The organism is Pseudomonas sp. PS01299 (genome assembly GCF_029960145.1).
GTDB lineage: Bacteria > Pseudomonadota > Gammaproteobacteria > Pseudomonadales > Pseudomonadaceae > Aquipseudomonas > Aquipseudomonas putida_A.
Window position 1 is genome coordinate 1 of sequence record NZ_JASCPO010000037.1, and the last position, 14,095, is coordinate 14,095.

The window sequence follows — 14,095 nt, forward strand, 5'->3', positions numbered from 1 at the left end:
GAGCAAGCCCGCTCCCACAGTTGATCTTTGGTGTGACCGAGACCTGTGTTTCAACACCCCCCCCTGTGGGAGCGGGCTTGCTCGCGAAGGCAGCGACTCGGTCTCAGGACAAGCGCAATGTCACTTCCACACCGCTCTCGACGTTGCGGATATGCATCGACCCACCATGCAACTTCACCACTTCTTCAACAAAGTTCAGCCCCAAACCGGTGCTCTTGCGCCCACTGTCCGGGCGCGGCAGCGAATAAAATCGCTCGCTCAGGCGTGGCAAGGCGTAATCGGGAATCGCCGCTGCTTCGTTGAACAAGCGCAACTCGACCTGCTCCCCCACGCGCTCGGCACTGAAGCGCAGCAGCCCGGCGACCGGGGTGAAATCCAGCGCATTCTCCAGCAGATTGCCCAACGCCTGACGCAACAGAAACGGCTCGCCGATCAGCAGCAGATCTGGCGCAATCGTCTGCTCGACCTTGAGCCGCCGGCCTTCGATGCGCGCTGCCTGCGCCCGCAACAATTCATCAACCAATGCCGCCAGCGGCACCGCCACGCGCTCCTCAAGACCCTGCCGCTGTTCCACCTGAGCCAGATTCAACAGCCGCTCGATCAACTGCTGCATCCGCGCGCTTTCGCTGTCGATGTTGCCGACAAAGCGCAAGCGCTGAATCGCTGGCATCTCGTCCTGCAGCAATTCCGCCGCACCGCGTATCGCCGCCAGCGGGCTTTTCAATTCATGGGTCAGGGTGTGCACGTAGCGCTCGACGTAAGCCTTGCCTTCGAGCTGGGTGCGCATCTGTTCCACCGCCGTCGCCAGTTGCTCCAGTTCGCCGCCACGGTAATGCGGCACTTCCACTCGCCGGCCTTCGCTCACCGCCTGCGCATACCCGGTCAAACGGTGCAGCGCGCGGCTCAGCCACCACGACAGCAAAGCGCCGAACAGCAGACCGAGGCCGATCAGCCCGGCGCCGTAAAACAGCAGGCGCCGCTCGGTACGATCAACATAAGGCTGCAATGAGCTGTTGGGTTTGGCCACGGTAACCACGCCGATGATCCGGCCGTTGTCGCGGATCGGCGCACCGACGTGCATCACCGAGGAGTTCGCATCATTCGGATCGCTGCGGCTCGAACGAGCGCCGTACTCACCACGCAAAGTCAGGTAGACGTCGTTCCAGCGCGAGTAATCCTGACCGACCGCCACGCCGCTGGAATCCAGCACCACGATGCCTTTGGCGTCGGTGACGTAGATGCGGTGGTTGACCTGGTTTTTCGGCAAGCCCCAGATCGTCGCCTGTGGTTGACGCTCGCCGTAGGCCCGCAACAATTCGGGCCAGCGGTTCTCGCTGAGCGTGCCGGCCTTGAAATCATCACGCAGGATCTCCGCCATCAGGTTGGCGGTGTCGACCAGAGTCTCTTCGGTGGACTGGCGCACGCCCGGGCGGATTTCTTCCATCACCGTGTTGAGCACGAAGTAACCGGTCAGGCCGACAAACAGCACATACACCAGAAAAATCCGCAGCCCCAACGACATCAGCTGTGCCCCGGGCTGTAGCTGTAACCGAGGCCGCGATGGGTCTGGATCGGCTCGGCATCGGCCCGCACCAGGCGCAATTTGGCGCGCACGCTTTTGATGTGGCTGTCGATGCTGCGCTCGTAACCGGCGTCGGCGGCAACCCCCAGCGCATCGAGCAATTGCTCGCGACTGAAGACTCGCTGCGGTTGTTCGAGCAGGCATTGCAACAGGCGGAATTCGTGGCGGGTCAGGCTCAATGGCTGGCCGCGGTAGGAGATCAGCACACGCTCGGCATCGATGCGAAACAGCGTCGAGGACGCTTCAACCGCAGGACGCGGCGCCATGCGCTTGAGAATCGCCCGTACCCGCGCGGCGACTTCCCGTGGGCTGAACGGCTTGACCACGTAATCGTCGGCGCCGATCTCCAGCCCCACCACCCGATCGATCTCGGCGTCCCGGGCACTGAGAAACAGCACCGGCACTTCACTGAAGCGCCGCAGCTGTTTGCAGGTTTCGAAACCGCTGATGTCCGGCAGGCCGATATCGAGAATGATCAAGTCAGCCGGGGTCTGCCGTTGAAACTCCAGCGCCGCCGCGCCGAGGCTCAGCCACGTGGTAGCGAACCCCTCGCCCTGCAGGGCAAAAATCAGCGTGTCGGCAATCGCCGCTTCGTCTTCGACAATCAGGATATGAGGCATGGCGTCCGAGCCCATGGGTTAAGTGCGCGAACGGTGCCCCAAGCCTGGCGTTACGTCAATGAGACCACTTAGCAGTCCGGCTTGTCGGCGGTGAAACGCCGCGCCGGGTTCACCGCTGCGCCAAACTCGCGCAAGGCCTTGGCACCGATCAGCAGCGGGTAGTTGAAGTTGCTGCGGTCGGTCAGGTTGACCTCAACGGTGCGCTTGACGTTGCCCAGGCACAGTTCCAGATCGACCACCGGGCGCTTGGCGACTTCAGTGCTGTCACCCTCGTCCTCTTCATCCGAGCGGCTCTTGATCTTGCTGATCCGCGCGACCTTGTGTTCGTAGACCTTGTTGCTGGCATCCTTGGTGCCGAGGCGGAAACGCACCCAGTTCTCGCCGTCGCGGGTGAAAGTCTCGATGTCCTTGGCCGACAGCGAGGCGGTCAGCGCGCCGGTGTCCATCTTGGCCTTGAGCACCTCACCACCGATTTCCGGCAGCGCGATGTATTCGTAACGCCCATACAGGGTCGGCTCGGCGGCCATGACCGGCAGGGCGACGAGGGCAAACAGTGCAAGGAGGGATTTCACGTAGAGGGCTTCCTTGGAAAATGAGGGCGTCAGACGCGAGATTTTAGACAGCCGGCGAGCAATTGGTTCGCTGGAGTCCGCCTTCGCGAGCAAGCCCGCTCCCACAGGGGATCCGGGATCTGTTGGAGATGGCATGCACACTGAAGATCCACTGTGGGAGCGGGCTTGCTCGCGAAGAGGCCAGCCCTGCCAACACGGTAATCAGCTCCAGCATAGCCAGCCAAAAGTGAAACATTCGTCACCATCGATTTGGCCTGTCACCCGAAGACACTTATCATGGCGCGCCCATCCGCCTTCATAGAGTTGCTTATGCGCCGCCTGCTCACCGGCTGTTTCGTCACCCTGCTGCTGTTGCTCAACACCCTGATCCTGATCGGGCCGTTGCTGGTCTTTGCCCTGTTCAAGCTGATCGCGCCCGGGCGCTGGCGCGATTACGCCTCGTGGGCGGTGATGTGGATTGCCGAGACCTGGGCCGAGATCGACAAGCTGATCTTTCGCCTGTGCATCCCCACCCAATGGGACATTCGCGGCGGCGCAGACCTGCGTGGTGACACCTCGTACCTGGTGGTCAGCAACCACCAGTCGTGGGTCGACATTCCGGCGCTGATCCAGACCCTCAACCGGCGCACGCCGTTCTTCAAGTTCTTCCTCAAGAAAGAACTGATCTGGGTACCGTTTCTGGGGCTGGCGTGGTGGGCGCTGGATTACCCGTTCATGAAGCGCTACACCAAGGCGTTTCTGGCCAAACATCCGGAGTTGGCGGGCAAGGATCTGGAGATCACCAGACAGGCCTGCGAGCTGTTCAAACGCCAGCCAGTGACGGTGGTCAATTATCTGGAAGGCACCCGCTACACCGCAGCAAAAAGCGCGCAACAGCAGTCACCGTTCAAGCATCTGCTCAAACCCAAGGCAGGAGGTGTGGCGTTTGTTCTGGCAGCGATGGGCGAACAGCTGGATGCGCTGCTCGACGTGACCGTGGTTTATCCACAGCAGAAGATTCCGGGATTCTGGGACCTGATCAGCGGCAGCGTGCCGCGGGTGATTGTCGACATCCAGACCCGCGAACTCGACCCGGCACTGTCGCAGGGCGATTACGAGAACGATCCGCTGTTTCGCCAGCAGGTCCAGAACTGGGTCAACCAGCTCTGGACCGAGAAGGATCAGCGCATCAGCGAACTGCGCGGCGAGCGCAGCTGAATCAGCTACCGGTGCCGGCGCCCCAGATGCTGCCCAGGCTCTGCAGAATCGGGCCGCCGACGCCTTGGTCACCCAGGTACTTGAGCAACACCGGGGCAAACTGGCCGACCATGCCGCTGTCCATGCCCAAGGCACCGAAGGCGTTGTTCAGGTCGTTGGTGTCCTTGACGTTGCCCAGCGCGTTTTCCAGACCGGCCGACTTGCCCGACGAGCCCAGCAAACCACTCAACGCCGCCAGGTTGCCGCTGCCGCCCGACAGCTTGTCGATGCCCGGCACTTCTTTGGCCAACTGCGAATAATCGGTGCTGCTCAACTGATTCTTGGCCAGGCCGAGCATGGCGCTGGTGCCACCGACGGCTTGCTGCGGCGTAACACCCAGACCGGTAACGGCTTGCAGCAAACCGGCGGTTTCCGAGGTCGGCGCGGCGGCGGTGGCAGCGTTGCCACCCTGCATGCTCGCAGCCGCTTTGGTCACGTCGTCCAGACTGAAGCCGGCAAACACCGGGCTCGCTGCAAGGGTCATCAGTGAAGCCAAGGCAATACCGCGTGAAATCTTCATTCAGACATCCTCTTGCGCTGTGGTAACCGCCCGTCTATGAGCGGCAAAACTGCCGGTTTGACCGGGTTTTAGCCAGCATGTTCCTCGCCGACGCATCCATTTTCAGCATAGCCACGTATATAAAACGTGAAACCGCGGATAACCCGAGATGAATGGCACAAGCGCCGTCGCTGAACTAGCCTGTGAACAGCCCGAGCAGCGCCCTCGTCGCCCGCCCATTGCCTGGAGAGCCGTCATTTCCATCGCCGACCCCGATCAGTTGCGCCAGCTGTTGGCCCAGTGCTCACTGGGCGACCGCGGTGCATTCGAAACGCTCTATCGCAGCGTCGGCCCGCGCCTGCACGGCGTGGCCTTGCGCTTCATGGGCCGGGCGGATCTGGCCGAGGACGTGCTGCAGGAAAGCTTCGTGCGCATCTGGAACAACGCCTCACGCTATGAAGCCCATTTGTCGGCACCGTTGACCTGGATGATCAACATCACCCGCCATCAGGCCATTGACCAGTTGCGCAAACAACGCGAACGGCCGCTGACCGATTTCGAACAGGACACCCTGCCGGACCAAGGCCCTTCGGCCCACGACCTGTTGAACAGCAGCCGCGAAGCCAGCGCGCTGCATCGCTGCCTGGACACCCTCGACGGCATGCAGCGCCAGTCGATCAGCGTCGCCTACTTCCAGGGCCTTTCCTGCTCGGAACTCGCCGAACACCTGGCGGCACCGCTGGGCTCGGTGAAGTCGTGGATTCGTCGCGGCATGGAGCGTCTGCGCAGGTGCCTTGAATCATGAACTACCAGACCCCCGCCTTGCGCCGCGCCCTCGCTGCCGATTACGCCATTGGCCTGATGTCGTCGGCGGCGCGTCGGCGCTTTGAACAATTGCTGCTGGATGACGCAGCACTGCGAACCGAGTTGGCGCAGTGGCAGGAGAGCCTCGCCAGCCTTACCGAAACGCTGCCGGAGCAACCGGTGCCAGATCGGGTGTGGCAAGGCATCACCGCGCGGATCGAGCCGCAAGTACTGCACGTCCCGGAAAAACGTCCGTTCTGGAACTGGCTGCGGGTTACCGCCGCACTCTGCTCGATCGTGGTCCTGGTATTCCTCGGCTCGCTGTACAACCGCGACGACGCCCGCTACCGCGCCACCTTGCTGAGCGCCGACACGCAGCCGGCACTGAAGGTCGAGGCGCATGCGGATTATCTGCAAGTCGAACCGCTGACATTGGCGGCAGTCGGGCCAGATCGCAGCCTGGAACTGTGGGCGATACCGGCGGACGGCAAGCCGATTTCGCTGGGGGTGATTCCTGCAGGCGGCAAAGGCAAGGTTGAACTGAGCGCGGCGCAGAAAGTCTTGATCGGCCAGCCGATTGCGCTGGCGGTGAGTCTGGAACCGAAGGGCGGCTCGCCGACCGGGCAGCCGACGGGGCCGGTGCTTTACCAGGGCGCGTTAGCGGCTCTCTGACTCTGGCACCACAAACCTTTTGTGGCGAGGGAGCTTGCTCCCGCTGGGCTGCGAAGCGGCCCAAATCTTGTGTGGGTAATTTTCCTGAGACGCCGCATGTGTGGATTTTACGACGGCTTCGCCGCCGAGCGGGAGCAAGCTCCCTCGCCACAGGTTTCGTGCTCATCCCCATAAAAAACGGCGACCTTGAGGTCGCCGTTCTGCACTGCCTGAAGCTTACGCCGCACTGAACAACCGATGCGGATCGATCACAAACTTCTTCGGCACACCGGCATCGAACTCGCCGTAACCTTCCGGCGCCTGATCGAGGCTGATGACCTGCACGCCAACCACTTCGGCGATGTTGATGCGGTCCCACATGATCGCCTGCATCAGCTGGCGGTTGTACTTCATCACCGGGGTCTGACCGGTGTGGAAGCTGTGGGATTTGGCCCAGCCCAAACCGAAGCGGATGCTCAGGCTGCCCATTTTCGCGGCGGCATCGACCGCGCCCGGATCTTCGGTCACGTACAGGCCCGGAATACCGATCTTGCCGGCCACACGCACCACGCCCATCAGCGAGTTGAGCACAGTGGCCGGTGCTTCGGCTTTCACCCCGTCATGCCCGTGGCCGCGCGCTTCGAAGCCCACGCAATCCACCGCGCAATCGACTTCCGGCTCGCCCAGCAGTGCGGCGATCTGTTCGTGCAGCGGCGTGTCCTTGGACAGGTCGACCACTTCAAAACCCTGAGCCTTGGCGTGCGCCAGGCGGATGGTGTTGACGTCGCCGATGATCACCACCGCCGCCCCCAGCAGACGCGCCGAGGCTGCAGCGGCCAGACCGACCGGGCCGGCGCCGGCGATGTAAACGGTGCTGCCCGGGCCAACGCCCGCCGTCACTGCGCCGTGATAACCGGTCGGGAGGATATCGGAGAGGCAGGTCAGGTCGCGGATTTTCTCCATGGCCTTGTCGCGATCCGGCAGTTTCAGCAGGTTGAAGTCGGCATACGGTACCAGCACGTATTCGGCCTGGCCGCCGGTCCAGTCGCCCATGTCGACATAACCGTAGGCACCGCCGGCACGGGCCGGGTTGACGGTCAGGCAGACGCCGGTGTGTTGCTCCTTGCAGGAACGGCAGCGCCCGCAAGCCACGTTGAACGGTACGGAGACCAGATCGCCGATCTTCAGATTCTCGACGTCGGAACCCTTTTCGATCACTTCGCCGGTAATTTCGTGGCCCAGCACCAGACCGGTCTGCGCCGTGGTACGGCCGCGCACCATGTGCTGGTCGGAGCCACAAATGTTGGTGGACACCACACGCAGAATCACCCCGTGCTCGATCTTCCTGCCACGCGGGTCCTGCATTTTCGGATAGTCGATTTTCTGTACTTCGACCTTGCCAGCGCCGAGATACACCACACCACGATTGCCAGACATGCTTTCACCTCGCTGTTGTTTTTATGGAACTGCGTTGCCCAGGCAGGCAGCGCGTTAAGTGCTCGGGTACAGATGCTGATTGTTGTGTTGCCTGTTATGGCCTCTTCGCGAGCAAGCCCGCTCCCACAGTTGATCTTGGGTGTGACAGAGACCTGTGTTTCGACACAAATCCCTTGTGGGAGCGGGCTTGCTCGCGAAAGCGATCTAAAGAACGACCGTGCGATTGGCGTTCAAAAACACCCTTCTTTCGATGTGATAACCCACGGCCCGGGCCAGGGTCAGGCCCTCGATATCCCGCCCTTTGGCAATCAGATCCTCCGGGTAATGACTGTGATCCACCGCCTCGACGCCCTGGGCAATGATCGGCCCTTCATCGAGGTCGTTGTTGATGTAATGCGCCGTCGCGCCGACCAGCTTCACGCCCTTGTTGTAGGCCTGGTGATACGGCTTGGCACCCTTGAACCCCGGCAGCAGCGAGTGGTGAATGTTGATCGCCTTGCCATCGAGCTTGCGGCACAGCTCCGGTGACAGCACCTGCATGTAGCGGGCGAGGATCACCAGTTCGGCGCCGGACTCTTCGATCACCTGCCACACCTGACGCTCCTGCGCCGGTTTGTCGTTGGGGTCGAGGGGGAAATGGTAGTAGGGAATCTGGTGCCAGTCGGCCAGCGGCTTGAGGTCCGGATGGTTGGACACCACCGCCGCCACGTCCATCGACAACTGGCCGATGCGCTGGCGGTAAAGCAAATCGTTGAGGCAGTGATCGGCCTTGGAGACCATGATCACCACTTTTGGCCGGTAGTTCGGCGCGGTCAGCTCGAAGACCATGCCGAACGCCTGACCGCGCTCGGCAAGGCCGGCGCGGAAGGATTGTTCGTCGAAACCGTCAGGCTGACGGAATTCCACGCGAATGAAGAAACGGCCCGAGAGCCGGTCATCGAACGAATGGTGCTCGGTGACGTAGCAACCCTGCTCGAACAGAAAACGCGTCACCGCGTCCACCGTGCCGAGCACGCTGGGGCAGTCGGCGGTCAGAATCCATGTGTCTGGGGCGCGGCTCATGGTGCGGTGACTCCTGTTCTTTTGTACGCGGTGTCTGGGGGATTTTTGCCCCTCACCCTAGCCCTCTCCCGGAGGTAGAGGGGACTGACCGAGGTGTTCTTTCGAGCTACGCCGACCTGAAATATCGCGGCGAACTCAGGCTCGAAAACTACACAAATCTGCTCCCTTTCCCCCTCTCCCCCCTGGGGGAGAGGGCTGGGGTGAGGGGGTAAGCTTTTAGGCTTGTACGCTCAACCCGTATTCAGCCGAAGCATCCTGCAGCCACAACCACCAGTAGTCCGAGAAGCTGCGGCGGATCAGCAGTTCCCAGGTATCTTCGGCGGTGTGGCGAATCATCAGCTGCGACTTGGCGAACACCGTGCCCACCGCTTTGCCGACCGGGAAGTTGTTCGGGTGCACGTCGTAGCTGGTGGATTTCATCAGCACCTGACGCACGTTCGGCCCGCTCAGTTCGAGCACTTGCTGGCCGCCGCTGACGTTGACGATCGCGATGTGCAGGTCGCCCAGCGCTTCGCGCAGTTTCTGCTCGGCGGCGAATTCTTCACCGCTTGGCACGATCAGCAGCCACTCGTCCGGGCCCATCCATTGCAGGCTGGTTTCGCCTTTGACGATGACGCTCAGGGCGCCCGGCAACTCAATGCCGAGGGCCTTGTGCACGCCAGCGGCGAAGGCTGCATCGTGGCCATCGCCACGAATGGTCAGGTGACCGAGGAGTTTCTTTTCACGCACGATGACGCCGGCGTTCTTGCGACCCTTGCCGACCAGGCTGGCGAGGTCGGCATGGTGCAGCGACGACTCGGCCTTGGCCCCGGTGGTCGGGCGTTGTTGGTATACGTTGGCTGTGGTCATAAAGCACCTTCCTTAATTCTGACTTGAACCCTTTGCAAGCAGATCTACCGCTATCGCGAGCAGGCTCACTCCTACAAGGGGTACGCGATCACCTGTAGGAGTGAGCCTGCTCGCGATGAAGTCACCGCGGTGCGACTGGCACTCCACAGGAGCCGAACCCTCAAATATTTTGCCGATCACCCTTCGGATCGAAGAACACCGAAGACACAATCTCCGCCTCGATCACGCTGCCATCGGCCAGCGGCGCGAACACCCGCTCGCCCATGCGCTTCAGACCGCCCTTGACCACGCCCATGGCAAACGAATAGCCGAGGGAGTTGTGCGCGTAGCTGGAGGTCACGTGGCCGACCATGGTCATCGGGATCGCCTGCTTGGTGTTGAACACCAGTTGCGCGCCTTCCGGCAGCCAGACGTTCGGATCGATCGGCTTCAGGCCCACCAGTTGCTTGCGCTGATCCTTCACGCAGTCTTCACGGTTCATGCCGCGCTGGCCGATCCACGAGAACGGTTTGGTGCGACCGACGCACCAGCCCATGTTCAGGTCGTCCGGAGTCATCGAGCCGTCGGTGTCCTGACCGACGATGATGAAACCTTTCTCGGCGCGCAGAACGTGCATGGTTTCAGTGCCGTACGGCGTCAGGTTGTACTGCTTGCCGGCCTCGACGATTTTCTCCAGCACGCCCATCGCGTAGTCGGCCTGCACGTTGACTTCGTACGAAAGCTCACCGGTGAACGAGATACGGAACACCCGCGCCGGCACGCCGCCGACCAGACCTTCTTTCCAGGTCATGAATGGGAATGCTTCGTTGCTCAGATCAATGTCGGTCACGGCGCTGAGCAGCTTGCGGCTGTTCGGCCCGGACAGGGTCATCGTCGCCCAGTGGTCGGTGACCGAGGTGAAGTAGACCTTCATCTCTGGCCATTCGGTCTGGTGGTACAGCTCCAGCCATTGCAGCACGCGGGCCGCGCCGCCCGTGGTGGTGGTCATGACGAAATGGTTGTCGGCCAGACACGCCGTCACACCGTCGTCGAAAACCATGCCGTCTTCTTTGCACATCAGGCCGTAACGCGCCTTGCCCACGTCGAGCTTGGTCCAGGCGTTGGTGTACACGCGGTTGAGGAACTCGCGGGCATCCGGGCCCTGAATGTCGATCTTGCCCAGGGTCGAGGCGTCGAGCAGACCGACGCTGTCGCGCACGGCTTTGCATTCGCGCTTCACCGCCGCATGCATGTCTTCACCGTTTTTCGGGAAGTACCATGGACGTTTCCACTGGCCGACGTCTTCAAACTCGGCGCCGTTTTTCAGGTGCCATTGATGCAGAGCGGTGTAGCGCACCGGTTCGAAAATGTGCCCACAGTGACGGCCCGCTACCGCGCCGAACGTTACCGGCGTGTAGTTGGGGCGGAACATCGTGGTGCCCATCTGCGGGATGGTCACGTTCAGCGAACGCGCGGCGATGGCCAGGCCGTTGACGTTGCCGAGCTTGCCCTGATCGGTGCCGAAGCCCAGCGCGGTGTAGCGTTTGACGTGTTCGACCGACTCGAAACCTTCGCGGGTCGCCAGTTCGATGGCGGCGGCGGTGACGTCGTTCTGCAGGTCGACGAATTGCTTCGGCGCACGCGAAGTGCCCTTCTCGTGCGGCACCTGGAACAGCGCCAGGGTCGCTTCTTCGAGACGACTCAGCGCTTTTGGCAGCGTGCCTTCGACCACCGCGAAACCGGCTTCACTGGCAGCGCGTGCGCCACCTTCGAAACCATCGGCCAGCGAATCGCCGAGGCCGTAAACGCCGTTGATACCACCGACGCACACACGCTTCTGCGGTGCTTCGCCCGGTACGAAACCGAGGATGTCTTCACGCCAGATCGGCTTGCCACCGAGGTGCGAAGCCAGGTGCACGACAGGGCTGTAACCGCCGGAGCTGGCGATCACGTCGCAGTCGAGCCATTCGCCCGGGCTGGTCACGGTGTGCGCTTTGACGTCAATCGCGGCAACGCGGGCAGCGGTGACGCGCTTGCTGCCACGGGCCTCGATCACGGCGCTGCCGGTGAGGATGCGAATGCCTTTGGCGCGGGCTTCTTCCACCAGCGCACCACGCGGATTGCTCCGTGCATCGGCGATGGCCACCACTTGCAGGCTGGCGTCGAGCCAATCCAGCGCAACGCGATAGGCGTGATCGTTGTTGGTGGTCAGCACCAGCTTCTTGCCCGGTGCCACACCGTAACGGCGCACGTAAGTCGAGACCGCACCGGCGAGCATGTTGCCCGGCACGTCGTTGTTGCCGTAGACCAGCGGACGCTCGTGGGCGCCGGTCGCCAGTACTACACGCTTGGCGCGAACCCGGTGGATGCGCTGACGCACCTGACCGATTGGCGCACGGTCACCGAGGTGATCGGTGAGGCGTTCGTGAATGGTCAGGAAGTTGTGGTCGTGGTAGCCGTTGACCGTGGCGCGCGGCAACAGCAGCACGTCCGGGGTGTTTTTCAATTCAGCGATAACGCTGGCCACCCACTCGATCGCCGGTTTGCCGTCGAGGCTTTCGCGGGAATCGAGCAGGCTGCCGCCGAACTCTTCCTGCTCATCAGCGAGGATCACCCGCGCACCACTGCGCGCAGCCGCCAGGGCAGCGGCGAGACCGGCAGGGCCGGCGCCGACGATCAGCACGTCGCAGTGCTGGTTCATGTAGTCGTAGGTGTCCGGATCGACTTCGGTCGGCGAACGGCCCAGACCGGCAGCCTTGCGAATGTACTTCTCGTAGGTCATCCAGAACGATTGCGGGTACATGAAGGTTTTGTAGTAGAAACCCGGCGGCATCAGCTTGCCGCCGACCTTGCCGAGAATGCCCATCATGTCGTTGTTGACGCTTGGCCAGCCGTTGGTGCTGGTGGCGACCAGGCCTTGGTACAGCGCCTGTTGCGTGGCGCGCACGTTGGGAATCTGCGTGGCTTCGGTGGCCCCGATCTGCAGCACCGCGTTCGGCTCTTCGGCACCGGCGGCGAAGATCCCGCGTGGACGCGAATACTTGAAGCTGCGACCGATGATGTCGACGCCGTTGGCGATCAGTGCCGAGGCCAGCGAGTCGCCCTCGAAGCCTTTGTAGCTCTGGCCGTTGAAGGTGAAGCTCAGCACTTTGTTGCGGTCGATCCGTCCACCGTTGGACAGGCGATTGGTCTGGCTCATACCTTCTCTCCCAGCGCCGTCGTGGCTGTTTTCGCCGTATCAGCCTTGTCGGTGAATTGCGGCTTGGTGCCGATCTTGTAGGTTTCGAGAATCTCGTAGGTCACGGTGTCGCGAGTGACGTTGAAGTACTGGCGGCAACCGGCGACGTGATCCCACAGCTCGTGGTGCAGACCACGCGGGTTATCGCGGAAGAACATGTAGTCGCCCCACTCTTCATCGGTGCAGGCGTTCGGATCCAGCGGACGCGGAATGTGCGCCTGACCGGATGCATGGAATTCCTCTTCGGAGCGCAGTTCGCCGCAGTGAGGACAGAAGATATGCAACATGGGGATTTCTCCTGTTAGTGGGCAACCGCAGCAGCGCCGTGTTCATCGATCAACGCACCGTTGTGGAAACGGTCGATGGAGAAAGGTGCGGCCAACGGGTGCATTTCACCCTTGGCCAGACTCGCGGCAAACACGTTGCCCGAGCCAGGAGTGGCCTTGAAGCCACCGGTGCCCCAACCGCAGTTGAAGAACATGTTCGGTACCGGGGTTTTCGAAATGATCGGGCATGCGTCCGGCGTGGTGTCGACGATGCCGCCCCACTGGCGGTTCATGCGCACCCGCGACAGCACCGGGAACATCTCGACGATGGCCTGAATGGTGTGCTCGATCACCGGGTACGAACCGCGCTGGCCGTAGCCGTTGTAGCCGTCGATACCGGCGCCGATCACCAGGTCGCCCTTGTCGGACTGGCTGATGTAACCGTGCACGGCGTTGGACATGATCACGCTGTCGATAATCGGTTTGATCGGCTCGGACACCAGCGCTTGCAGCGGGTGGGATTCGATCGGCAGACGGAAACCGGCGAGCTTGGCCATGTGCCCGGAGTTACCGGCGGTGACCACACCGACACGCTTGGCGCCGATGAAACCCTTGTTGGTTTCAACGCCGATGCACACGCCGTTTTCCTTGCGGAAACCGATCACTTCGGTCTGCTGGATCAGATCCACGCCCAAGGCGTCGGCGGCACGGGCAAAGCCCCAGGCCACGGCGTCGTGACGAGCGACGCCACCACGACGCTGAACGGTCGCGCCCATCACCGGGTAGCGGGTGTTTTTCGAGCAGTCGAGGTACGGAATCTCGTCGGCCACTTGCTTGGCGTTGAGCAGTTCGCCATCAACGCCGTTGAGGCGGTTGGCACTGACCCGACGCTCGGAATCTCGGATGTCCTGCAGGGTGTGGCACAGGTTGTAGACGCCACGCTGGGAGAACATCACGTTGTAGTTCAGATCCTGCGACAGACCTTCCCACAATTTCATCGCGTGTTCGTACAGGTGCGCCGACTCGTCCCACAGGTAGTTCGAGCGAACGATGGTGGTGTTGCGCGCGGTGTTACCGCCGCCCAGCCAGCCCTTCTCGACCACGGCGACGTTGGTGATGCCGTGCTCTTTCGCCAGGTAGTAGGCGGTCGCCAGACCGTGCCCGCCGCCGCCGACGATGACCACGTCGTAGACCTTCTTCGGCGTCGGCGTGCGCCACATGCGCTGCCAGTTCTCGTGGTGGCTGAGGGAGTGTTTGAAGAGGCCGAAGCCCGAATAGCGTTGCATAGTCATTTACTCCA

13 protein-coding genes are annotated in these 14,095 nt (G+C 62.1%); 3 read left to right on the forward strand and 10 right to left on the reverse strand.

What is annotated here, in order from left to right; all coding sequences use genetic code 11:
• Positions 1-103: 103 nt before the first annotated feature.
• From creC to QMX91_RS09465, 3 genes are all read right to left on the reverse strand, one after another.
• Positions 104-1,522 (reverse strand): two-component system sensor histidine kinase CreC, encoded by a 1,419-nt coding sequence (gene creC / locus QMX91_RS09455; protein WP_282412605.1) that lies wholly within the window; start codon positions 1,520-1,522, stop codon positions 104-106.
• Positions 1,522-2,202 (reverse strand): two-component system response regulator CreB, encoded by a 681-nt coding sequence (creB, locus tag QMX91_RS09460; RefSeq protein ID WP_247839862.1) that lies wholly within the window; start codon positions 2,200-2,202, stop codon positions 1,522-1,524. Before creB ends, creC begins: the two co-directional genes overlap by 1 nt.
• Positions 2,203-2,270: 68 nt before the next feature.
• Entirely contained in the window at positions 2,271-2,774 is a 504-nt protein-coding gene (locus QMX91_RS09465) for an ATP-dependent zinc protease (protein ID WP_007962587.1), read from the reverse strand.
• 309 nt (positions 2,775-3,083) lie between these two features.
• Here QMX91_RS09465 and QMX91_RS09470 point away from each other — a divergent pair, with 309 nt between their 5' ends.
• Positions 3,084-3,971, forward strand: coding sequence for an acyltransferase (locus QMX91_RS09470; RefSeq protein WP_282412606.1), 888 nt, complete (start codon positions 3,084-3,086; stop codon positions 3,969-3,971).
• A gap of 1 nt (position 3,972) precedes the next feature.
• Here the strand turns inward: QMX91_RS09470 and QMX91_RS09475 are convergent, their stop codons facing one another.
• Positions 3,973-4,530: a DUF2780 domain-containing protein gene (locus tag QMX91_RS09475; protein WP_027610668.1), complete on the reverse strand. Its 558-nt coding sequence runs from the start codon at positions 4,528-4,530 to the stop codon at positions 3,973-3,975.
• A 148-nt stretch (positions 4,531-4,678) separates the two neighbouring features.
• Here QMX91_RS09475 and QMX91_RS09480 point away from each other — a divergent pair, with 148 nt between their 5' ends.
• Together QMX91_RS09480 and QMX91_RS09485 are read left to right on the forward strand one after the other, a co-directional pair.
• The gene (locus QMX91_RS09480; RefSeq protein WP_139055836.1) at positions 4,679-5,314 is read left to right on the forward strand and encodes a sigma-70 family RNA polymerase sigma factor; all 636 of its coding nucleotides are present in this window, start codon (positions 4,679-4,681) and stop codon (positions 5,312-5,314) included.
• A complete protein-coding gene (locus tag QMX91_RS09485) occupies positions 5,311-5,985 on the forward strand; it encodes an anti-sigma factor (RefSeq protein ID WP_098965968.1) in 675 nt (224 codons plus the stop codon). The genes QMX91_RS09480 and QMX91_RS09485 overlap by 4 nt, the downstream gene beginning before the upstream one ends.
• Before the next feature lie 216 nt (positions 5,986-6,201).
• Here the strand turns inward: QMX91_RS09485 and fdhA are convergent, their stop codons facing one another.
• The 6 genes from fdhA to QMX91_RS09515 all read right to left on the reverse strand — a co-directional run bounded on the left by fdhA (position 6,202) and on the right by QMX91_RS09515 (position 14,081).
• Entirely contained in the window at positions 6,202-7,401 is a 1,200-nt protein-coding gene (gene fdhA / locus QMX91_RS09490; protein ID WP_027610665.1) for a formaldehyde dehydrogenase, glutathione-independent, read from the reverse strand.
• 204 nt (positions 7,402-7,605) lie between these two features.
• On the reverse strand, positions 7,606-8,463 hold the full coding sequence (purU, locus tag QMX91_RS09495) for a formyltetrahydrofolate deformylase (protein WP_003228959.1): 858 nt from the start codon (positions 8,461-8,463) through the stop codon (positions 7,606-7,608).
• A 216-nt stretch (positions 8,464-8,679) separates the two neighbouring features.
• On the reverse strand, positions 8,680-9,312 hold the full coding sequence (gene soxG, locus QMX91_RS09500; RefSeq protein WP_008086919.1) for a sarcosine oxidase subunit gamma family protein: 633 nt from the start codon (positions 9,310-9,312) through the stop codon (positions 8,680-8,682).
• Positions 9,313-9,472: 160 nt separating this feature from the next.
• Entirely contained in the window at positions 9,473-12,490 is a 3,018-nt protein-coding gene (locus tag QMX91_RS09505; RefSeq protein ID WP_123588995.1) for a sarcosine oxidase subunit alpha, read from the reverse strand.
• On the reverse strand, positions 12,487-12,816 hold the full coding sequence (locus QMX91_RS09510; protein ID WP_003228964.1) for a sarcosine oxidase subunit delta: 330 nt from the start codon (positions 12,814-12,816) through the stop codon (positions 12,487-12,489). The genes QMX91_RS09505 and QMX91_RS09510 overlap by 4 nt, the downstream gene beginning before the upstream one ends.
• A 14-nt stretch (positions 12,817-12,830) precedes the next feature.
• Entirely contained in the window at positions 12,831-14,081 is a 1,251-nt protein-coding gene (locus tag QMX91_RS09515; RefSeq protein ID WP_003206307.1) for a sarcosine oxidase subunit beta, read from the reverse strand.
• Between the last annotated feature and the right edge of the window lie 14 nt (positions 14,082-14,095).